The sequence below is a fragment of the Arthrobacter sp. 05N429 genome, assembly GCF_056397045.1.
On record NZ_JBFTMQ010000003.1, the window covers coordinates 397090 to 416256 of the forward strand.

Here is a 19167-nt window from a genome sequence, read left to right on the forward strand (position 1 = left end):
TTGAGGAGAGAGTGCGGCCGGTAGTCTGTTCTGGACTTCGTCTTGGTCCAACTGTGCCTTAAGCCACCTGAGAGGACGCTGAGAAGGCCCCCGCCGGATCCTGGGCCGGAAAAGTGTCCTGCGGCGGTTGTCCGGGGACCGCAGGTGCCGCATTCTTGAAACATGGACAAGCTCACGTCCACTACCCCGTCCGGCCGGTACCGCCGCCGGGCCAGCTGGGGATTGCGCAAGCGATCGACGGCGGCCGCGGTCGCCGTCGTGGCCGTTGCCCTGCTGGTCGGCGGCGTCATCTGGATCGCGCTGCTGCAGAGCACCCTTACGGCCTCGATCGACACATCTTCCCTTCGGAAGGCACAAAACGTGATCGTTGAGCTGGCTGACCATGAAGTCGACGATGCGGCTGAATATATCCGGCTGACGGGCTACGCCGGCCAGTACGTCCAAATCATCGACCCTTCCGGGCAGGTGGCTGCCGCCTCCGATTCCAAGGCCGCACAAGTGCCCTTGACCGGGCTGCGTCCCCCGCCGGGGCAGACCCAGGCACAGGATGTCTCCAGCCTTCCGAACATCGGCAACAATGATGACTTCCATGTGGTCGCAGCCGGTGTAGTGGTCGCTAACGAGCCCTACACAGTGGTGGTGGCCTCCTCGGTGCAGGTCCAGTCTGACACTGTGGTCACCGTGGCCTGGTTTCTGCTGGCGGCTACGCCTCTGTTGCTGGCCATCGTTGCCGTCTCAGTGTGGCTGCTGGTGGGCCGTTCGCTGAAGCAGGTCGAAAGGATCCGCGGCCAGGTTGCCCGGATCAACGCCGACCACCTCGATGGCCGCGTCGACGTTCCGCGCACCGACGACGAACTCGAGGCACTGGCACTGACCATGAACATGATGCTGGAGCGGCTCCAAGCATCGGACCGCGAACAGCGCCGCTTCGTCTCTGACGCGAGCCACGAGCTGCGCAGCCCGCTGGCCACCTTGAGCGCCGGGGTCGAGATCGCCGCAGCGGATCCTTCCGGAGCGATGTGGACCCAAATGAAGGACGTTCTCGCCGGCGAAACCGACCGCATGCGCTATCTGGTGGACGACCTGCTCACCCTCGCCAAGGCGAACGACGGGGGGCTGGCGATAGAGGATGCCGAAGTGGACCTGGATGACGTTGTTGACCAGGAAATCCGGCGGCTGCGCTCGGAGAGCCGGCATCAGGTCTCCGCCGACCTCACCCCGGTCCGGATCCATGGCGACGCCCGGCGCATCGGCCAGGTCCTGCGGAACGTCCTCGACAACGCAGAGCGGCACGCGCTGTCCCGGATCCGCGTCGTCCTGCGCACAACGGAAGCCGGCGCCGTGATCACGGTCGATAACGACGGCGTGCCCGTACCCGAGGCGGAGCGCACCCGGATTTTTGAGCGGTTCGTCCGGCTCGACGAGAGCAGGTCCCGGGAAGGCGGTGGAAGCGGCCTGGGCCTGGCGATTGCTGCCGGGATCATGTCCGCCCACCAAGGCACCATCCGGGCAGCCGAAGGCCCCGCCGGTGAATGCCGTTTCGAAATTACTTTTCCCGTGCTCGAGCGGGAGGCTCCGGATGCGGGGGCGGAACTTGCAACGGTTCAGGAAGCTGGTCGGAGCTGAGCTGGTAACCCATCCCCCGCACGGTAACCAGGCTGCGGACACCGAAGGGGGCGTCGATTTTGCGCCGCAGGTAACCGATGTAGACCTCTACGACGTTGTCCCCGCCCTCGAAGGCCGAATCCCAGACGTTGTCGAGGATCTCCGCCTTCGACACAACCTCATCGTGCCGGCGCATCAGATAGTGGAGCAGCCCGAACTCCCGGGCAGTCAGCGGGATATCCGATCCGCCACGCCGGACGCGTCGGGTGACCGGGTCGATCGACAGGGTCCCCAGAGTCAGCACCACGGGCCGCTCCGGCGCCCCGCGTCGGATCAGCGCGCGGATCCGGGCCACCAGCACCAGGAAACTGAAGGGTTTGGTCAGGTAGTCGTCGGCGCCAAGGTCAAAGGCGTCCGTCTGGTCGTATTCGCCGTCCTTCGCAGTAAGCATCAGCACCGGGGTCCAGATTCCGCGGCGGCGGAGCTCCTTGAGCACGTCGTAACCGTTCATGAGCGGCAACATCAGGTCCAGCAGGATTGTGTCGTAGGCGGATTCGCTCGCGGACGACAGGCCGGTGACGCCGTCGTGGGCCACATCCACCACGAACCCTTCATTCACGAGTCCGCGGCGGACTGTATCGGCGAGGCGCCGTTCATCCTCCACCATCAGAATCCTCATCGCAGGACTCCTCTCCTCAAACACAGTATGCGCCTCCGGCGCCTCGGTGGGGCGCCGGGAGGAGAGTGCGGCGGGAGGGTCCTAAACGTCCCCGGTGCTCCGCGAAACCTGGGCAGGAGGACCGAACAACCAGCCGGAGACGTCGCTGCGCAGGACAAAGTGGGGTCCCCCCGTGGAACTCACGCTGCCGGTGGGAACGTAGTACCCGCGTCCCGCCCCCGGACCTCCGGCCGCGCGGTCCAGCGCCTCTGTCAGGTGTCTGGGCAGATGCCCCGCGGGGCCGAGGGCCCGCAAGCCGTCGAATTCTTCCGGCGTGAGCCGTCCGAGCACTGCAGCGATATCGGCCATCATGGATCCCTTCCGGCGGACGGTGACTAAGGGTCCAGCTTAGGATCACGCCATGAACGGCACATTAACTCCGCGCAACGATCATCGAACACGTGCCGGGGGGCGGGGCACGGCCTCAGCTTTCTCCCCTACCGCGCCGGTGTCATGAGGGTCACTGCCCACAGTCCCCTTACACCCAGCAAATTAACGGGTGGATGCTGTACCGTTCAATCCCGGGAAACCCAGACCAACGGAATCGAGAATCAACCAGGTGGCAACCGACTATGACGAAGTCCGATCCGACGTTGCGGAATCACGCAACGCCTCGCTAGAGGCCCTTCGCTCCGCGAACGCGCCGGACGCCCGCAGCGTCACCCGTGAGCTTGACGAGGCTGACACCTCCGAAGGCGTGGAACTGCCGGGCGCCGACCTGTCCGGCGAGGAACTGACGGTCACCGTCATTCCGCAGAAGGAAGACGAGTTCACGTGCTACTCGTGCTTCCTGGTCCGGCACCGCTCGCAGCTGGCGCGTGAGAAGGCCGGCCACTCGTACTGCGCTGACTGCATGAGCTAGCAGCCGGCCGGCTGAACAGCTCCTCATCGACGGCCCCGGCACCGGCAGGACCGGTGCCGGGGCCGTCGGAGTGGTGGCCGGAGCCCAACGACCAGGTTCAGGATACGGACGCCCGGCTGCAACGTGAACGGGCTTCCGGCCCTGGACCGCGGCCTGGGTTGTCAGCCAGTTGCCCGGTGTCATTTCCCGGCGGCAGGCGGACAATGGAGGTAGTGGCTCCTCCAGTCACTCCGCAGCGCAAGAGGATGGTGCGCCGTGAAAACCGTGGATACCGGCAAAGGCCCCGGCCGCTGGCTTGCTCCCATGCTGGCCGCGTTGCTACTCCCGGCATTGGCCGGGTTGGGAGGTTGCGCCGCCGGTGGCGGAAGCCCGGCCCCGGCGTCGACGGCGGCCCAAACCGGTCCCGGCGTCACAGCGGGCGCCCCGGCCATCACCATTAAGGGCTTTGGATTTGGGGCACCGCTTACCGTGTCCCCCGGGGCGACGGTGGCCGTGACGAACCAGGACAGCGCCCCCCACACCGTGAGCGCCGACGACGGCTCGGCCTTCAATGTGGACGTCAAGGGCAACGGCGGTTCAGGTACTTTTACCGCACCAACGCAGCCCGGAACTTACACCTTCCACTGCATCTACCATCCGCAAATGCACGGCACACTGACCGTGAAATAAGCGTCAGGGTCCTACTGGAGGCTCAGCGCCGGGCGCGTTGCGCCAACGCGCTGTTGAGAACTCCGAGCAATGCCGGTGTGACGACCTGGACACTGGCCGCGTACTGCGTGTGGCTTTTGAGGTACTTCTTGATGTACGGGCATACGGGGACAATCTTCAGGCCGGCGGCGGCCGTGTCCTGGAGCGCGTGCGCCGCGAGCCGGCCGGCGAACCCTTGGCCGTTGAACTCCCCGTCAATGACCGTGTGGTAGAAAATCCGGTGGGTGCCGCCGTGGTCGATGTAGGCCGCCTGGCCGATGACCGTGTCGCCGTCAAGAACCTCGTAGCGCAGCCGGTCGGGGTTGTTGCGGATGGTGATGGTGGTTAGCACATTTCTCGTTTCTCAGTGGGAGGGATCATTCGCGGGGGCGAAGCCGGGCGTTCGGGAGCGCAGGCGCCGGCAGAGGCGCCGGTTCCCCAGGGGGGAACTCCCCGAAGCGCGGCCGCGCGTTGTCCGTCCCAGCGGCTGGCACATCCTCGGCACCGATTTCCGCCTGCCATTGGGCCCGGTAGTCGACAATTTCCTCATGGCTGCGTCCCACAAAGTTCCACCACATGACGATCTTCTCGCCCAGGGGTTCGCCTCCGATCAGGAGTACGCGCAGGGGCTCGACGCCGGCCGCCAAGGCCACGGACGTGCGCCCCGCCGGCAGATACGCGAGGTGGTCCCGCGCGACCGGGCGGCCATCGACTTCGAGGGTTCCGGTGTCAACCAGCAGTCCGTGCTCAAAGGACGGATCCGTGACCAGATCCAGCGTGGCGCCCGCCTCGAGCAGGACCTCGGCGCCGAGCAGCGGCGTGTGGGTGGTGACCGGCGAGGAGGCGCCGGCCAGGGATCCCAGGAAAACGCGCAGGGTCCAGCCCGGCCCCGTCAGTGGCTCGGGACGGTAGTGCTCAAAGGTCGGCTCCATGTGGCGTGCCCTGTCCGGCAACGCCACCCACAACTGCGCCCCGTGCAGCACGTCGGTCTCCGGAGTGGAAAATTCCGAGTGGCTGATGCCGCGCCCGGCGGTCATGAGGTTGACTTCGCCGGGCCGCACGGCCGCGAGGAAGCCGGCCGAGTCCCGGTGCTCGATCTCCCCGGTGAAGAGCCAGCTGACCGTCTGCAGCCCGGTGTGCGGGTGCCGCGGCACGTGCATGCCGCCGGACTCGCCGATCCGGTCCGGGCCGTAATGGTCCAGGAAGCACCAGGCGCCGATGAGGCTCCGCTGGCGCTGCGGCAGGGTCCTTCTGACGTCCATCGCCCGCGGCCCGCCCAGCGGGACCTGGCGGGGAACCAGGATTTCGACGCCGGAGCCGTCGTCCTCCGTTTCGCAAAGGATCTCCTGAGGGGCCACCTCGGTATTGCTCATGGCACCAGCGTAGCTGTATCGACCGCAGCCGCGGGTGACCGTTTCCGCAGCACCCGCACGCACTGCAGGCGTCATGATGGACTCATGAGCATCCCCGAGTCGCCTGTCACGATCGCCGTCGGCGAATCCACCGTATCGGGCGTCTATGCCCGCCCCGAGAAACCGTCCGCCACGCTGGTGGTCGCCCACGGTGCCGGAGCCGGTATGGAACACCCTTTCCTGGCCGGATTCACCCGCGCCGTCAATGAACTGGGCGTCGCAACGCTCCGCTTCAACTTCCCCTACCGGGAGGCCGGCCGGAAGTTCCCCGACAGGCCTCCCGCCGCCATAGCGGCGTGGCGCGCGGCCATGGCGGAGGCCACGGCCCGGTCCGGGGGCGAGCCGCTCTGGGCCGCGGGCAAATCCTTCGGCGGACGCATGGCCTCCATGGCGGTCGTCGAGGGGATGCCGGCGGCCGGACTTATCTACCTGGGCTACCCCCTCCATCCCCCGGGCAAGCCGGAGAAGCTCCGCGACGAACACCTCTACGGGCTGACGCTGCCCATGCTCTTCCTGCAGGGCACACGCGATCCGTTCGCCACGCCCGAGCTGCTGGAGTCCGTGGTGGCCCGCATCGGCCCCACGGCAACGTTGCAGTGGCGCGACGGCGGCGGCCACACTTTCGACGTCGCCGGAACCAAGCGCACCGCGGAGGAAGTTGGAGCCTCGCTGGCCGGGTCCGCGGCGGCCTTCATTGCAGCGCACGGTCCCGGCTGAGGCCTCCGCGGAGTCAGACCCGAGCCGCCTCAGGTCCAGCTGGTCCGGCGCAACGGCGGTTCGGCGCCGCCGGACCGCTGCACCAGGATCTGGTTGACACCGGTCATACCGGATTCGAAGCCCAGGGCGCTGGCGGCCATGTAGAGCCGCCAAACCCGGGCCCGCCCTTCCCCGGCCAGTTCCACGGCTTCGCTCCAGTGTTCCTCGAGGTTCCGCACCCAGGCCCGGAGGGTGAGTGCGTAGTGCCGGCGCAGGGCCTCGACGTCGAGCACTTCCAGCCCGCCGGTCTCGAGCGCCCCGACCATCTCCGCGAGGCCGAGCATCTCGCCGTCGGGGAACACGTAGCGCGGAATGAACGAGTCCGGGTCCGGCGCGGTGGGCCCCGCATTCCAGGAAATGGCGTGGTTGAGCAGCCGGCCGCCGGGCCGGAGCAGCCCGTACAGCTTGGCAACGTAGGCGGGCATCTGCTCCCGGCCCACGTGCTCGGACATGCCGATGGAACTGATCGCATCGAACGGCCCGTCGTCGACGTCGCGGTAGTCCTGGACGCGGATGGACACCCGATCCGTCAGGCCAGCCTCTGCCACCCGTTTTCCCGCCATGCCCGCCTGTTCACCGGAGAGCGTCACGCCCACGACCTCGACCCCGTAGTTGTGGGCCGCGTGCAGGGCGAAGCTCCCCCACCCGCATCCGACGTCCAGCACCCTCATGCCCGGCTGAAGGCCCAGCTTCCGGCAGACCAGATCGATTTTGGCGTCCTGCGCCGCTTCCAGCCCGGTCTGTTCGTCCTCCCACACCGCACAGGAGTAGACCATGGACGGGCCAAGCACCAGCGCGTAGAAATCATTGCCGACGTCGTAGTGGTGGGAGATTGCCGCGGCGTCCCGCTTCCGTGTGTGCCGCTGGCCCGCCCGGACGAGCTTTGCCTCCTCCGGAGGAGGTGCCGGGTTGGGGCCCAGGGCGCCGAGCAGGGCGGCATTCCTGAGGATGGTCGCAAGTTCACGCGCCGTGGGCCGGCGGAACGGTCCAGGTTCGGCGAACTTGCCGGCAGAACTGAGGGCGGCGAAGCTGGCGAAGACATCGCCCGGAGCATCGATGTCCCCGGCAACGTAGGCGCGGCTGAGGCCCAGCTGGCCGGGCGACCACAACATCCGGCGCAAAGCCCGACGCGACCGGAACTCGATGACCGGCGCATCCGCAGGACCGGCCTCCGATCCGTCCCAGGCCCTAATCCGCAGCGGGACGCCAGCGGTGCCCAGCACGATGGCGAGCACTTCAGCCAACCGTGGCGCCTCCCCAGTCAGTTTCGTCATGATCATGGCCTCTCTTCCGGTGCGATAGTCCGGTTCCAAATCTATTTCGACGTCCGGCGGGAAAATAGGGGCCGTATGGCCCTGACGTCCTGCGGTTCCGGGGCCAAGGACTCTGGCGCTGCCCCGGACCGCACGCCTATCGTCGTAGCCATGACTGAAGCACTTTCGTCTCTCGCGGAGACGTTCAAAAACGTGGGTGTGTCCCGGGCCTATGGACCGGCCGTCACAGTGGACGGGGAGGAACTGGTTCCGGTGGCCCTGGTGTCCTTTGGGTTTGGCGGAGGTGGAAACTCAGACGCCGGAAGCGCCGTCGTCGGCAACGGACAGGACAGCGCGGCCGGCGGCGGGGGCGGGGGCTTCGTGCTCCCGCTGGGTGTCTACTGCCGCAACCCCGGCGGGCATGTGACGTTCCGGCCCAACACCATCGCGCTGCTGGCAGGGCTGGCACCACTGGTTTGCGCCGTCGGGTACACCGTGCGGGGAATCCTCCGCGCCCAGCGGCGGTAGGATTCTCTGACGACGACGTCGAAGGAGGCCAGGTGGAAACGATGCGGGACACTGACGTACCGCAGTGGTGGGCAGGGCTTGGACTTCCGGGGCTGATCGACATCCACACTCATTTCCTTCCGGAACGGATGCTGCAGCGGGTGTGGGCGCACTTCGATGAGTCCGGTCCGCTGATCGGCCGGCCGTGGCCGATCACGTACCGCTCGGACGAGGCCAGCCGGCTGGCCCAGCTGCGCCGGCTGGGCTTGCGGCATTTCACGGCACTGACCTACGCGCACCGCCCGGGCATGGCGGCGGACCTCACCGACTTCGCCCTCGGTCTGGCTGCCACAGAACCGGACTGCGTCCCGAGCGCGACGTTCTACCCCGAAGAGGGTGTCCTGGACCAGGTGCGGTCGGCGTTGGACCGCGGCGCGCGGGTGTTCAAGATCCACGCGCAGGTGGGCGGATTCGATCTGCGCGAGCCGATCCTCGACCCGGTGTGGGGGCTGCTGGCCGAAACCGGCGTTCCCGTTGTGGTCCATGTCGGCAGCGGCCCGGTGCCGCGGCCTGGCTTCACCGGCCCGGACAAACTCGAAGGCGTGATGCGCCGCCATCCTCAGCTGACCGCCGTCGTCGCCCACCTGGGGGCACCCGAGTACGCCGAGTTCCTGGACCTGGCGGACCGGTACCCCCGCGTCCACCTGGACACCACGATGGTCTTCACGGACTTCTTCGAGGCCGCCGCGCCCTTCCCCCCTGAGCTTCTGGCACGGCTGGCCGGGATGCCGGAACGGATTGTGCTCGGCAGCGACTTCCCGAACATTCCCTACCCCTACGCCCACCAGCTGGAGGCCCTGGAACGCCTGAGGGACAAGGAGCCCCGCCTCGACGACGACTGGCTGCGCACGGTCTGCTGGTTCAACGGCCAGCGGCTCCTGGACGTTTAGTCCCGGGGAACTAGTCCTTGTTCTTGGCCCGGCTGGGCTGCACGCGCATCGGCTCCCCTGGCATCTTCGGGAAGTCAGGCGGGAAGGGCATTTCCCCCAGCCCGGCTGCCTGATCCCGCTCCCACCACCCGAGCAGGACGTCGATCGTGCCCGGATTGGCATGCATGGCGGCCCACGGGTCCCCGGTGTCCCGCAGCCGCTTCGGCACCGAGACGATAGTGAAGTCCTTTGGGGTGACGTGCTCCAGCTCCTCCCAGCCGATCGGGCAGGAGACAGTGGCCCCGGGCAGGGCGCGGGGGCTGTAGGCCCCGGCTATGGTGCGGTCGCGGTTCGCCTGGTTAAAGTCGACGAAGATCCTCGCACCCCGTTCCTCCTTCCACCAGGCGGTGGTGACTTTCTCCGGCATCCGCCGCTCGAGTTCGCGGGCAGCGGCGATCACGGCATGCCGCACGTCAAGGAACTCGCGGGTGGGTTCGATCGGCGAGTACACATGCAGCCCCCGGTTGCCGGAGGTCTTGATGAAGGACTCCAGCCCGGCCTCGGACAGCACGGACCGTAGTTCCTGCGCCGCCGGAACCGCGTCCTCGAACCCGGTGCCCGGCTGCGGGTCCAGGTCGATCCTGAGCTGGTCGGGGTTGTCCGGGTTGCCGGCCCGCGACGCCCAGGGATGGAAGACCACGGTGTTCATCTGCACCGCCCATACCGCCGCGGCGACGTCGTCAATCACGAGCTGGGGATGCGAGCGGCCGCTGGGGTAGACCACCATGACCGAGCGCACAAAGTCCGGGGCGCCCTTGGGCGGGTTCTTCGAGAAGAACTGCTCGCCGTCGACGTCGCCGCCGAAGCGCTGGAGCGTCACGGGACGGTCGCCGTTCGCCGCCAGGAAAGCGTCCCCGACGTCGACGATGTACCGGGCAAGGTCCAGCTTGGTGAGCCCGAGCTGCGGCCACAGGATCCTGCCGGGGCTGGAGATCCTCATTTCCCGGTCTCCGCTGGGGCTGCTGACAGTGACAGTCGCTTCTTCCTTGGCCATGGGGACAAGGTACTCCCAGTCCCGACGCAAACTGAATAGGCAGGCGGACGGCATCGCGCCCACCGGCCGCCACGGAGCCTAGGGTTAATCATGGACACCACGCCGCTCTGGGACGGCCCCGCTACGTCCCTCTACACCGACCACTACGAACTGACCATGCTGCAGGCGGCCCTACATTCCGGGGCTTCCGGGCGGAAGACAGTGTTCGAGGCGTTTGCCCGCGGACTGCCGGAGGGACGACGGTACGGGATCGTGGCCGGAACCGGCCGGCTGCTGGAAGGCATTGCCGCGTTCCGCTTCGGACCGCCGGAGCTCGAGTTCCTGAACCGGACTGGCGTCGTAAATGGCGAGACGCTGGCCCGCCTCGCGGACTTCCGGTTCTCCGGCGACGTCTGGGGCTATCCGGAGGGTGAGGCGTACTTCCCCTACTCCCCCGTCCTGATCGTGGAGTCCACCTTCGCCGAAGCCTGCATCCTGGAGACCTTCGTGCTGTCCGTCCTCAACCACGACAGTGCCATTGCCTCGGCCGCCTCCCGGATGGTCAGCGCGGCTGGCGGCCGGCCGTGCATTGAAATGGGTTCACGCCGGGCCCAGGAGGAGGCTGCCGCGGCGGCCGCCCGCGCCGCCGTCATTGCCGGCTTCGAAGCAACGTCGAACCTGGAAGCCGGCCGTCGTTTCGGCCTCCGGACGGTCGGCACGGCGGCGCATTCCTTCACGCTCCTGCACGACACCGAACGCGATGCGTTCCGGGCGCAGCTGGACTCGCTGGGTCCCGGGACCACGTTGCTGGTGGACACCTACGACGTCGAGGCGGCTGTCCGGACCGCCGTCGGACTCGCCGGGGACAAGCTGGGCGCGGTGCGGCTCGATTCCGGTGACCTGGTGGCACAGGCCCGGTGGGTCCGTGAGCTGCTGGACAGCCTGGGCAATGTCCACACGAAGATCGTCGTCACGTCCGACCTCGACGAATACTCCGTCGCTGCCCTCCGTGCCGCCCCGGCCGACGCGTACGGAATCGGCACGGCGCTGGTCACGGGCTCTGGCGCCCCCACTGCAGGCATGGTCTACAAACTGGTCAGCCGCACCAACGACGCCGGCGAGTTCGTTGCGGTAGCCAAGAGCTCCAAGGGCAAGATCAACATCGGCGGCCGGAAGCATGCGGTGCGCAGGCTCGACGGATCGGGCACAGCCACTCATGAAGTCCTGGGGGTTGGCAACCCGCCGGCGGAGGAACCCAACGGCAGGCCGCTGCTGCGGCAGTTCATCCGGGAGGGAGAACTCCTGCCGGGCTGGACCGGGCCCGAGGCCGTGGCGAGGGCCCGGCGCCGGCACACTGAGACCATGGCCGAGCTGCCCTCCGTCGTGAACCGGCTGCAGCGGGGCGGCTCTGCCATCCCTACCGTCTATGCGTGAGGGAGCCGCCGCGCCCGCCGAAACCCCGCCGGCAGGACTGCGGGGCCCGGGATGTCATTGCGGCGCTCCAGTTCGTCGGAGACGAGCTGCAACAGCTTTCCGGCCGACTCCGACAGGTCCCTGCCTTTGTCCGGTGAGGCCAGCTCGACGCACTGCAGCAGCGCCGAGCGGAGCCGCACCAGCTGCGAGGAGGGCACCAGGGGCCAACGGCGGAAGGAATCGAAAATCAGCTCCGCCCCGTGGCCATGTGCGAGGGAGCCGTACCCGACAGCCACTTCGGGCCTCATGCCGCACGCACCCGGCCGGCCTTGCCGGCCCCGAGCAGATGGCTCCCCTGCCAGCCCGAAGCGCGGATCATGGCCACGGCTTGAGGATCAGCGGCAGTCAGCTTCCGCAGATCCACGACTGTGTCGAGGCCGTACCCGAACGAGCCGGCCCTGCGGGCGACTGCGATCAGGCTTGTGACGTTGCGAACGGTGAGTTTGCCCTGCGGTGACACGAGTGCGGATTCGGAACTTAGATCGACAGCGACGGTGATGTCGAGTTTGCTGGTCATAATAAATATCCCCTGTGAAGCATGAACGGCCGACTTCCTGACCGCCTCTAGGATACCCAACACGCCGTGAGCCACGTCACAATGACGTAACAGCGGCCCGCGCTTCAGCCCCTGCTCTTGGTTCGGGCGGTCGCCGGCGCCGTCCAGGGATCCTCCGGCCAGGGATGCCGCGGATACCGGCCGCGCATCTCGGCGCGGACCTGGGCGTAGGGTCCGGACCAGAACGAGGCGAGGTCATCCGTCACGGCCAGGGGCCGCCGGGCGGGCGAGAGCAGGTGGAACAGCACCGGCACGCGGCCGCCCACCAGCCGCGGCGTCCGGTCCCAGCCGAAGCATTCCTGCAGCTTGACGGCCACTACCGGGCGCCCGCCGTCGTCGCCCACTCCCGGGTAGTCGATTTTCACCCAGGAGCCGCTCGGCACTTCAAGCCGTTCCGGCACCAGGTCCCCGAGCCGGGCGGCGTCGGGCCAGGGCAGGAGGCGCCGCAGAGGCTCGCCCAGGTCGATGCCGCTCGTGGCAGCGCCGCCGGCCAGCGCCTGAAGTTCAGGCTCCAGCCACTCGTCGAGCCGGGCCAGCAGCGCCGGCTCGGACATGTCCGGCCATGGGTCCCCGAGTTCCCGGTGCACCAGCGCAAGCCGGCGGCGCAAGGCGTCCGCCGCCGTCGACCATCCAATGCTTCCCAGCCCCTCCTTCGCCAGGGCCCGGGCGACCGCCGCACGGCCCTCCGCGGCTGAGGGGCGCAGCGGAGTGGACGAAAGTACGATCGCGCCCAGCCGGCGTTCCTTCCGGGCGGTGACCCGGCCCTGGCTGAACCTGGCCTCCACGGTGTCGCCCAGGAGATGCCGGGAGGCGGCCTCGGCCGTGTCCGCCGTCAGCGGCGCGGCCGAACGGATGACGGCGCCGGTACCGGCCGCATCGCGCCCCTGGGCCCGGGTGACTTCGGCGACGGCAAGCCATTCGTGCCCGGACAGTGAACTTCCGGCTGGCAGCCCGGCCCGCGTACCGGAGGTGAGCAGGTACCGTTCCGGCCCGTCGCCGGGGACCCTGCGCGCGACGCGGTCCGGGAAAGCGAGGGCGACGACGTAGCCGACCGCCTCCGCGGCGCTCACGGCATTCGCCGGAGGGGGCGCGACGCCGGACCGCTCTTGGCGCGCGATCGCCTCCATCCGCTGGACGTCCTCCGTCCAGCGCCGGGACGCCGGATCATTGCCCGTGCGCAGGGCGGCCAGGAGGCGCGGAAGATCGGCGCCGGGGGCACGCTGGTCCCCGGCGACGAGGGCGACGGCTTCCGCGGCAGCGCGGTTCCCCACGGCGGCAGCTCCGTCCAGCAGCGCCCGGGCCAGCCTGGGATCGGCGGGAACCCGGGCCAGCGCCTTGCCGAGATGCGTGGCGGTCCCGTCCGCACCTACCGCGCCGAGTTCCCGCAGCACTTCCACGGCCTCGTCCATCGCGGCCCGCGGCGGGGCGTCAGGCAGCGATAGCCCCCGGCCGCCGGGCGCACCCCAGCAGGCCAGGACCAGGGCGGCGCCGGTGAGGTCCGCGACGGCGATCTCCGGTGTCTGGTGGGCCGGTGCGGCACCGTAGGTCCTTTGGTCGTAGCAGCGGACCACCCGGCCTGGCCCCTGGCGGGCAGCCCGCCCGGCGCGCTGCTCGGCGGACGCCCGGGAGCAGGACACGTTCACGAGCCCGGACATACCGCGGCTCGCGTCGCGCCGGGGCTCGCGGGACAGCCCGGAGTCGATGACCAGCCGGACTCCCGGGACGGTCAGGGAGGATTCGGCCAGCGACGTCGCCACGATGATCCGCGGGTTCCCGCCGGGCTCCCGCCCCGAGACGGCGCGGTCCTGCTCTGCGGGACCAACCTGCCCGTGCAGCTCCAGGATCTCAGCGCGCGACCGGCCGCGGAGGCGGCCTGCCACATAGGACACTTCCCACGCCCCCGGGACGAACACCAGGGCATCCACGTCCTGGCCGGACGCCAGCGCTTCGGCATGCGAAGCAGCGGCCGTGTCCGCCACGTGGTCCAGGAAGGCACGCGTCACTCCGCGTTCATCCAGCCGGGGCACCGCTGCGGGCACCCAGTCAAACTCAAGCGGGTACAGCGCGGCCGGACAATCGACGACAGGTGCCGGCCCGCCGCCGTCGTGGTCCGCTGCGTCGCCGGGTTCCCCGGCGTTGCCGATCAGGGCGGCGAAGCGCGGCGCGTCCAGCGTGGCAGACATGGCGACGACGGTGAGATCGCCGCGCAGCTGGCGGACCTCGTTGAGCATGCCGAGCAGCAGGTCGGTCTCGAGGCCGCGTTCGTGCACTTCGTCGAGGATGACGGCGGTGGCTGTTTCCAGCCCCGGATCCGCGAGCAGGCGGTTCAGCAGGATTCCGGGGGTGACAAATTCGATCAGGGTGCCCGGCCCGGCCTGGCGCTCGCCGCGAACCGTGTACCCCACGCGATCCCCCAGCCGGCTGCCGTCCAGCGCAGCGAGACGCCGGGCCGCCGACCGCGCGGCAACCCGTCGCGGTTGGGTGACGATGATGCGCGGTGCGCCCGCCCGCCCCGGCTGCGGGGCGGCGTCCAGGGCGAGGTTGGCCAGCACCGGCGGAACGAGAGTTGTCTTGCCCGTGCCCGGCGGCGCCTGGACCACGGCGGTTGCGGATGGTCCGCCGGCCCGGAGCGCGTCGGCCAGCTCGCCGAGCGAGTGCGCGAACGCCAAGCCGGTCCCGATGACCGCCAGATCGAAGGGCGCAGGAGCGGGGGGCAACGGAACGGCCGGAGAAGTCACGCTTCCATTGTCCCTACAAAGCCGGGGCCCCGGATCCTTCCGGGGCTGATGCGGGACTTTCGGCTCATGCGGCCCCAGCTCCTGGGGGCCTACGCTTGGCCATGACCGACTCCGAGATGCTCGAAGTGGAGCGAAAATACGACGTCGGCGAGGACGACAAGCTGCCGGTCCTGGAGTCGTTGCCGGGGGTGGACCGGGTGGGCTCGCCCGAGGAAGAGGCACTCGACGCCCTCTACTTCGATACCGCCGGCCTGGCACTGGCTACCCGCGGAATCACGTTGCGCCGGCGGACCGGTGGCCACGATGCCGGATGGCACCTGAAACTCCCGGTGGCGGTTGGGGAACGTCAGGAGTTCACGGGGCGGTTGGGCAAAGACCCGGATTCGGTGCCCAGGCGGCTGCGGCAACTCGTCCAGGTCCATACGAGGGATCAGGACGTGATTCCGGTTGCGCGGCTGAAGACCCGGCGGACCACCCAGCGCCTCTTTGCGTCCGATGGAACGGCCCTGGCCGACTTCTGCGACGACCGGGTGGATTCCCAGACCTTGCTGGAGCCGGAGGCCCGCACCGCTTGGCGGGAATGGGAAATAGAACTCATCGACGGCCCCAGGAAGTTGCTCAAAGGCGCCGATACACTGCTCGCTGAAACTGGACACCATCCGTCGGCACTGCCGTCCAAACTCGCCCGAGGCTTGGGCGGACAGTATCCTCCGGGCGACAAACCGGCACCCGGGCCGGAGCCCGAGGGGCCGGCGTCGGCGGTGCTCCTTTCCTACCTGAACCAGCAGGTCGCAGCCCTGAAGCGGCATGACCCCGGGGTCCGGGAGGCCGCGCCGGACTCCGTCCATCAGCTCCGGGTGGCCGCGCGAAGGATCCGGTCCGCGCTGGCCACCTTCCGGAAACTTGCCGACCACGATGTCACACGGTCGCTGCGCTCGGAACTTCAATGGCTGGCCGGCACCGTGGGTGAAGCCCGGGACAATGAGGTGATGCGGGCTAGGCTCTTGGACCTGATCGGCGCCGAACCGCCGGACCTGTTGATGGGTCCGGTAGTGCAGCAGATCGAGGAGCACTTCGAGGCTGCAGCCCATAGCGCCCGCGCAAAGGGCCTTGCTGCACTCAGGAGTGCCCGCTACTTCCGCCTTCTCGATTCGCTGGATGCCTTCCTCAGGGAACCGCAGCTGACTGACATTGCCGGGAAGGACGCGCTGCAGACGGTGGGCCGACTCCTGGCGAAGGAGCGCAAACGCCTGAAAAAGGAAGTACACACCCTCGACGCCGCTTCCGCGAGTCCGGCCACGGATGCCGCACTTCATGAGGTCCGAAAGAGCGCCAAGCGGCTGCGTTATGCGGCCGAAGCCGCGGTCCCGATTTTCGGGAAGCGGGCGACCACGCTCGCACGGTCCGCGGAGGCGATCCAGGAGAGCCTGGGCGATCACCATGACAGCGTGGTCACCCGGGACCGGCTGCGCGAACTGGCGGCCAATCATCGCGGAAAGGCTGCTTTCACCTACGGCCGGCTGCATGCCCTGGAACAAGTGGCTGGCGAGGAATCCCGCGAGCAATTCTTCCGGACATGGAGTACGTCACCGCCCGAGCCGTTCCGCTGGAAATAGGCGGCCGCTGGGCACCCGGATGTCGATTACGACGCCGGACGGCGGCGCACCTGGCCTCGGCCTGGCGGTCACGGGTCCTGAGCGGGGATGACCAGGACTGGCCTGGATTGCAGGCTGGCCAGCTGCGCGCTGACCGATCCCTCCAGCATCCGCTCCATGGCAGCGAGCCGGCCGGGACGGTCTCCTCCGACGATCAGCACTGACGCGTCGGTGCTTTCCGCTAGCCGGCCAAGCGCCGGGGCAACAGCGCCGTTCAGCACCCTGAACGACCAGTCCTCCCCTGGCGGTCCCAGGATGGCCTGGAGTTCTTCGCGGACGTGGCCGGAGGGGAAGTCCGCCTCGCTGCTGACGGCCGGATCCAGGGATGAACTGGTCCTCGAGTCCGAGGGTTCCCATTCGGTGAGGTAGCTGGCCGGGTCCACGAACGCGCAAATCAGGTGTGCGTCCAGCCGGGCCGCCAAACTGGCGCCGGCGCGGACCACGTGTCCGGACGGTTCCCACGCAACGCCCAGCACCACCGGGCCGGCCGGCCACTCGCCGCCGGCCGCGGACCGGCGATTGTAGCGGGAGGAACCCATCAGAGGAGGCTTGCGCCCGGGGTTGCCAGCATGTCCATGGGGTCAGGATAGCCAGCGACCGGAATCGAGCGCAGCAGGTTCCCCGAAATTCGCGGGTGGTACTGCTATTTTTGCGGCAACGGCTGCGCCGCAGCAGCCCCGGTAGTTCCATGGAGGATGAGTTCCTGATGGCCTTAGACCAACTTTCCGCACTACTGGCATGCGCAATCCTGGCCGGCCTGGCGATTTTCCAGGCCGCCCTCGCTGCCGGGGCACCGCTGGGGAGGATGGCCTGGGGCGGAGGACACACAGTCCTTCCGAAGAAGCTGAGGGTTGCCAGCGCTGTGTCCATCGCCCTGTACGCTCTTTTCGCCTATACCGCTCTGGCCAAGGCCGAGTTGGCGCCACCGCTCATCAACGACACCGTCACGGGGGTCGCCGCGTGGGTCCTCACGGCATATTTCGCGCTCGGCATCGTCATGAACGGGATCTCCCGCAGCAAACCGGAGCGACTCGTTATGACGCCTACCGTCCTGGTGCTTACGGCCCTTTATCTCATCCTCTCGCTCAATTGACCGGGCTTCAGTCCGGCCAAGCTGCCCGGTGGTGGTAGTTTTTGCGCATGGATCATGGGGGAAATGTTCCGAAGCGCCGCGCGGTCCTTGCCGCGGGTGTCGGCTCCGCGGCGCTGGTCGCGTATTCGGTAGCCGGTGCCTACCAGACCCTTGTGTGGAATCCGCTGGCGGCAGTCCCCGGCGCCACTCTTGGCGAAATCCATGCGGCCATGGACGCCGCCGGCGAGACCTTGGGCGCGCCGCGCGTGATCGCCTGGAGTGCTGTCGGTGTGGCCTTGGCCGTTGTCGGCCTGATCGGCACGATCCTTGAGCGGGCCCCACGCGCGCGCCACGTTGTCGCCGGTTATCTGGCATTGCTGGTCCTCGCGGCCCCGTCCCACATGTTCGTGGCGTTTACGGGCGGGATGGGAATCGCTGATGCGTTTGCCACGTCGGGCGGCGATCATGCCCCCTGGGGCGGAATGCTCTATCTGGCAAGCGGACTCGCGTTATTGGCCCTCCTGGCCCTCGCCCTCTTGCGGACTGCCGGGTGGCGGGAGAAGCTCCGTGCCTGAAGCTCTGGCGGCCGGTCCCGGGCACCCCGCCCGCCGCCGTCGTCGCCTCCGGTCCCTGGCGGTCCTGCCGGTGTGCGTCATCCTGTTGGCTTCCGGGGTGTCGGGTTGCGCATCCACCACCCCCGGGGACGGGGCGCCGCCTTGTTTCCCGCCGGCATTTTCCGTGGCACCGTCGAGCGCGAAACCGGGCGACCGGGTGACATTGACGGCACCGGATGCCGACTGCGACCCGCGCTATGGCGCGAACGCCCGGATCCAGGTGACCATGACCGACGCAGCCGGCGCGGAAGTGTTCACTGCGACAGCCCCCATGAACGACGGCGGCAGCTTCAGCTACGCCTTTGACGTACCGGCCGGGACCGCCGACGGAGAGGCAGCCATCACCGCGATGCCCTTCAACATCGACTGGTGCGATGACACCGGCAGGAACAACCGGGTTGCCGGTGCGGCCGTCACCCTTGAAAGGGTGTCCTGCGTGATACCCACGAAACCCCTGACCATCATCCGGTAGACCCGGGTGATGGTCGCGATGCGTGACACTGGACCCTGCAATGGCCAGGACGCATGCCGGCTTTAAGCCGCCCAGGCCTGTCGGATGCCGGCACGTTTGAGGGACTTCGCGTGGTGTCGGAGTTTGCGGCGGTGGTGGCTGACTTCGACCGCCGGAAGGGTGGAACCCGGCGGGGGTGGACCGGTCAGCAGCATCCCCGGCAGTGGTGGTGACATGGATTGGTAGGTGTGGCCGGTGGGGGTCGTGATTTCGAGGGTGTGCCGGGGTCCTGGCCGGCGTTTGGCGGTCCATCCGGGGGTTTCTTTGGTGTGGTTGCAGGCTTCGCAGAGTCCGGCGCCGTTGGCGTGGGTGGTTTGGCCGCCGTGGTGCCAGGGGATGATGTGGTCCAGGTGGCGGATGGGGGCGTCGCAGTACGGGGTCCGGCAGGTGCTGTCGCGGACTGCCAGGAAGCGTTTGAGCCCGGCCGGGAAGAACCTTGCGCGGGAGTCCATCACGGTGAGCTCCCCGGCGCCGGGAGCGGTGCAGAGCCGCCGCAGCCAGACGCTAAGGTCACGGTCGTCGTCGGCGGTGTCCGTGACCGTATCCGTTCCCTCAGTTCGTGCTCGGCCGGCGCCTGTTCCTGCCACGCCGCTGCCGCCTGTTCCCGTTCCGTGCTTTGGTTCCTCGCGTGCGCCTGCCGCTTTTCCTCCTCGTTTGAGCAGTTCCCGTGCCCAGCCGGCGGGGACCACCCCGTAGCCGGGGAGGCGGGCGGGTTCGCTGTCGCCCTGGAAAAGGGTGCGGTCGGTCATGACGAGCTGAATCTCGATCCCGGTGATGCCGCCGGGG

22 protein-coding genes are annotated in these 19167 nt (G+C 68.5%); 11 read left to right on the top strand and 11 right to left on the bottom strand.

The features are described 5' to 3' along the window. The first annotated feature begins 162 nt into the window (after window positions 1-162). Window positions 163-1626 carry a sensor histidine kinase gene (locus AC1DF4_RS08760; RefSeq protein WP_476912497.1) on the top strand — a complete coding sequence of 488 codons (1464 nt, stop codon included), beginning with the start codon at window positions 163-165 and terminating at the stop codon, window positions 1624-1626. Here AC1DF4_RS08760 and AC1DF4_RS08765 read toward each other — a convergent pair. Next, window positions 1547-2284, bottom strand: a complete 738-nt coding sequence (locus tag AC1DF4_RS08765; protein ID WP_476912498.1) for a response regulator transcription factor — start codon at window positions 2282-2284, stop codon at window positions 1547-1549. The genes AC1DF4_RS08760 and AC1DF4_RS08765 overlap by 80 nt on opposite strands. A gap of 81 nt (window positions 2285-2365) precedes the next feature. After that, on the bottom strand, window positions 2366-2635 hold the full coding sequence (locus tag AC1DF4_RS08770) for a hypothetical protein (RefSeq protein ID WP_476912499.1): 270 nt from the start codon (window positions 2633-2635) through the stop codon (window positions 2366-2368). Window positions 2636-2882: 247 nt separating this feature from the next. Between AC1DF4_RS08770 and AC1DF4_RS08775 the strand changes: the two genes are divergently transcribed. Together AC1DF4_RS08775 and AC1DF4_RS08780 are read left to right on the top strand one after the other, a co-directional pair. Then, entirely contained in the window at window positions 2883-3185 is a 303-nt protein-coding gene (locus AC1DF4_RS08775) for a DUF4193 domain-containing protein (protein WP_056426952.1), read from the top strand. Window positions 3186-3440: 255 nt separating this feature from the next. Next, entirely contained in the window at window positions 3441-3854 is a 414-nt protein-coding gene (locus AC1DF4_RS08780; protein ID WP_476912500.1) for a cupredoxin domain-containing protein, read from the top strand. Window positions 3855-3876: 22 nt separating this feature from the next. Here AC1DF4_RS08780 and AC1DF4_RS08785 read toward each other — a convergent pair whose 3' ends face one another. Further along, complete coding sequence (locus tag AC1DF4_RS08785) at window positions 3877-4224, bottom strand: GNAT family N-acetyltransferase (RefSeq protein WP_476912501.1); 348 nt, start codon at window positions 4222-4224, stop codon at window positions 3877-3879. Window positions 4225-4249: 25 nt separating this feature from the next. Then, the gene (locus AC1DF4_RS08790) at window positions 4250-5245 is read right to left on the bottom strand and encodes a pirin family protein (protein WP_476912502.1); all 996 of its coding nucleotides are present in this window, start codon (window positions 5243-5245) and stop codon (window positions 4250-4252) included. An 84-nt stretch (window positions 5246-5329) separates the two neighbouring features. On the opposite strand from AC1DF4_RS08790, the gene AC1DF4_RS08795 reads away from it, so the two are divergent. Next, a complete protein-coding gene (locus AC1DF4_RS08795; RefSeq protein WP_476912503.1) occupies window positions 5330-6001 on the top strand; it encodes an alpha/beta hydrolase family protein in 672 nt (223 codons plus the stop codon). Between the two features lie 29 nt (window positions 6002-6030). Here AC1DF4_RS08795 and AC1DF4_RS08800 read toward each other — a convergent pair whose 3' ends face one another. Beyond that, on the bottom strand, window positions 6031-7314 hold the full coding sequence (locus tag AC1DF4_RS08800) for a class I SAM-dependent methyltransferase (RefSeq protein WP_476912504.1): 1284 nt from the start codon (window positions 7312-7314) through the stop codon (window positions 6031-6033). 150 nt (window positions 7315-7464) lie between these two features. Between AC1DF4_RS08800 and AC1DF4_RS08805 the strand changes: the two genes are divergently transcribed. Together AC1DF4_RS08805 and AC1DF4_RS08810 are read left to right on the top strand one after the other, a co-directional pair. Then, window positions 7465-7821 carry a hypothetical protein gene (locus AC1DF4_RS08805; protein ID WP_476912505.1) on the top strand — a complete coding sequence of 119 codons (357 nt, stop codon included), beginning with the start codon at window positions 7465-7467 and terminating at the stop codon, window positions 7819-7821. A gap of 41 nt (window positions 7822-7862) precedes the next feature. Beyond that, window positions 7863-8750, top strand: a complete 888-nt coding sequence (locus tag AC1DF4_RS08810; RefSeq protein WP_476912539.1) for an amidohydrolase family protein — start codon at window positions 7863-7865, stop codon at window positions 8748-8750. Between the two features lie 10 nt (window positions 8751-8760). Here AC1DF4_RS08810 and ligD read toward each other — a convergent pair whose 3' ends face one another. Next, entirely contained in the window at window positions 8761-9783 is a 1023-nt protein-coding gene (gene ligD / locus AC1DF4_RS08815) for a non-homologous end-joining DNA ligase (protein ID WP_476912506.1), read from the bottom strand. 90 nt (window positions 9784-9873) lie between these two features. On the opposite strand from ligD, the gene AC1DF4_RS08820 reads away from it, so the two are divergent. Next, window positions 9874-11196 (top strand): nicotinate phosphoribosyltransferase, encoded by a 1323-nt coding sequence (locus tag AC1DF4_RS08820; RefSeq protein WP_476912507.1) that lies wholly within the window; start codon window positions 9874-9876, stop codon window positions 11194-11196. On the opposite strand, the gene AC1DF4_RS08825 is transcribed toward AC1DF4_RS08820, so the two are convergent. The 3 genes from AC1DF4_RS08825 to hrpB form a co-directional block, all read right to left on the bottom strand. Continuing rightward, window positions 11187-11483 carry a hypothetical protein gene (locus tag AC1DF4_RS08825; protein ID WP_476912508.1) on the bottom strand — a complete coding sequence of 99 codons (297 nt, stop codon included), beginning with the start codon at window positions 11481-11483 and terminating at the stop codon, window positions 11187-11189. The genes AC1DF4_RS08820 and AC1DF4_RS08825 overlap by 10 nt on opposite strands. Continuing rightward, on the bottom strand, window positions 11480-11752 hold the full coding sequence (locus AC1DF4_RS08830; RefSeq protein WP_476912509.1) for a hypothetical protein: 273 nt from the start codon (window positions 11750-11752) through the stop codon (window positions 11480-11482). Before AC1DF4_RS08830 ends, AC1DF4_RS08825 begins: the two co-directional genes overlap by 4 nt. 104 nt (window positions 11753-11856) lie before the next feature. Beyond that, a complete protein-coding gene (gene hrpB / locus AC1DF4_RS08835; RefSeq protein WP_476912510.1) occupies window positions 11857-14529 on the bottom strand; it encodes an ATP-dependent helicase HrpB in 2673 nt (890 codons plus the stop codon). 101 nt (window positions 14530-14630) lie between these two features. Between hrpB and AC1DF4_RS08840 the strand changes: the two genes are divergently transcribed. Continuing rightward, window positions 14631-16145, top strand: a complete 1515-nt coding sequence (locus AC1DF4_RS08840; RefSeq protein ID WP_476912511.1) for a CYTH and CHAD domain-containing protein — start codon at window positions 14631-14633, stop codon at window positions 16143-16145. A 68-nt stretch (window positions 16146-16213) separates the two neighbouring features. Here the strand turns inward: AC1DF4_RS08840 and AC1DF4_RS08845 are convergent, their stop codons facing one another. Beyond that, the gene (locus AC1DF4_RS08845) at window positions 16214-16723 is read right to left on the bottom strand and encodes a universal stress protein (RefSeq protein ID WP_476912512.1); all 510 of its coding nucleotides are present in this window, start codon (window positions 16721-16723) and stop codon (window positions 16214-16216) included. 167 nt (window positions 16724-16890) lie between these two features. On the opposite strand from AC1DF4_RS08845, the gene AC1DF4_RS08850 reads away from it, so the two are divergent. From AC1DF4_RS08850 to AC1DF4_RS08860, 3 genes are read left to right on the top strand one after another with little or no spacing between them, the layout of a single operon-like run. After that, a complete protein-coding gene (locus AC1DF4_RS08850) occupies window positions 16891-17277 on the top strand; it encodes a hypothetical protein (protein ID WP_476912513.1) in 387 nt (128 codons plus the stop codon). Between the two features lie 47 nt (window positions 17278-17324). Next, the gene (locus tag AC1DF4_RS08855) at window positions 17325-17831 is read left to right on the top strand and encodes a hypothetical protein (protein ID WP_476912514.1); all 507 of its coding nucleotides are present in this window, start codon (window positions 17325-17327) and stop codon (window positions 17829-17831) included. Beyond that, the gene (locus AC1DF4_RS08860; protein WP_476912515.1) at window positions 17824-18342 is read left to right on the top strand and encodes a hypothetical protein; all 519 of its coding nucleotides are present in this window, start codon (window positions 17824-17826) and stop codon (window positions 18340-18342) included. The genes AC1DF4_RS08855 and AC1DF4_RS08860 overlap by 8 nt, the downstream gene beginning before the upstream one ends. A gap of 62 nt (window positions 18343-18404) precedes the next feature. Here AC1DF4_RS08860 and AC1DF4_RS08865 read toward each other — a convergent pair. Further along, window positions 18405-19167 (bottom strand): HNH endonuclease (locus AC1DF4_RS08865; protein WP_476912516.1); only part of this gene is annotated, 763 nt, incomplete at its 5' end.

Bases quoted from the DNA above. Each gene is read 5' to 3' on its own strand.
- AC1DF4_RS08760 (WP_476912497.1), top strand. From the start codon at position 163: ATGGACAAGCTCACGTCCACTACCCCGTCCGGCCGGTACCGCCGCCGG.
- AC1DF4_RS08765 (WP_476912498.1), bottom strand. From the start codon at position 2,284: ATGAGGATTCTGATGGTGGAGGATGAACGGCGCCTCGCCGATACAGTC.
- AC1DF4_RS08770 (WP_476912499.1), bottom strand. From the start codon at position 2,635: ATGATGGCCGATATCGCTGCAGTGCTCGGACGGCTCACGCCGGAAGAA.
- AC1DF4_RS08790 (WP_476912502.1), bottom strand. From the start codon at position 5,245: ATGAGCAATACCGAGGTGGCCCCTCAGGAGATCCTTTGCGAAACGGAG.
- AC1DF4_RS08795 (WP_476912503.1), top strand. From the start codon at position 5,330: ATGAGCATCCCCGAGTCGCCTGTCACGATCGCCGTCGGCGAATCCACC.
- AC1DF4_RS08800 (WP_476912504.1), bottom strand. From the start codon at position 7,314: ATGACGAAACTGACTGGGGAGGCGCCACGGTTGGCTGAAGTGCTCGCC.
- AC1DF4_RS08805 (WP_476912505.1), top strand. From the start codon at position 7,465: ATGACTGAAGCACTTTCGTCTCTCGCGGAGACGTTCAAAAACGTGGGT.
- AC1DF4_RS08810 (WP_476912539.1), top strand. From the start codon at position 7,863: ATGCGGGACACTGACGTACCGCAGTGGTGGGCAGGGCTTGGACTTCCG.
- ligD (WP_476912506.1), bottom strand. From the start codon at position 9,783: ATGGCCAAGGAAGAAGCGACTGTCACTGTCAGCAGCCCCAGCGGAGAC.
- AC1DF4_RS08820 (WP_476912507.1), top strand. From the start codon at position 9,874: ATGGACACCACGCCGCTCTGGGACGGCCCCGCTACGTCCCTCTACACC.
- AC1DF4_RS08825 (WP_476912508.1), bottom strand. From the start codon at position 11,483: ATGAGGCCCGAAGTGGCTGTCGGGTACGGCTCCCTCGCACATGGCCAC.
- AC1DF4_RS08830 (WP_476912509.1), bottom strand. From the start codon at position 11,752: ATGACCAGCAAACTCGACATCACCGTCGCTGTCGATCTAAGTTCCGAA.
- AC1DF4_RS08840 (WP_476912511.1), top strand. From the start codon at position 14,631: ATGACCGACTCCGAGATGCTCGAAGTGGAGCGAAAATACGACGTCGGC.
- AC1DF4_RS08845 (WP_476912512.1), bottom strand. From the start codon at position 16,723: ATGGGTTCCTCCCGCTACAATCGCCGGTCCGCGGCCGGCGGCGAGTGG.
- AC1DF4_RS08850 (WP_476912513.1), top strand. From the start codon at position 16,891: ATGGCCTTAGACCAACTTTCCGCACTACTGGCATGCGCAATCCTGGCC.
- AC1DF4_RS08855 (WP_476912514.1), top strand. From the start codon at position 17,325: ATGGATCATGGGGGAAATGTTCCGAAGCGCCGCGCGGTCCTTGCCGCG.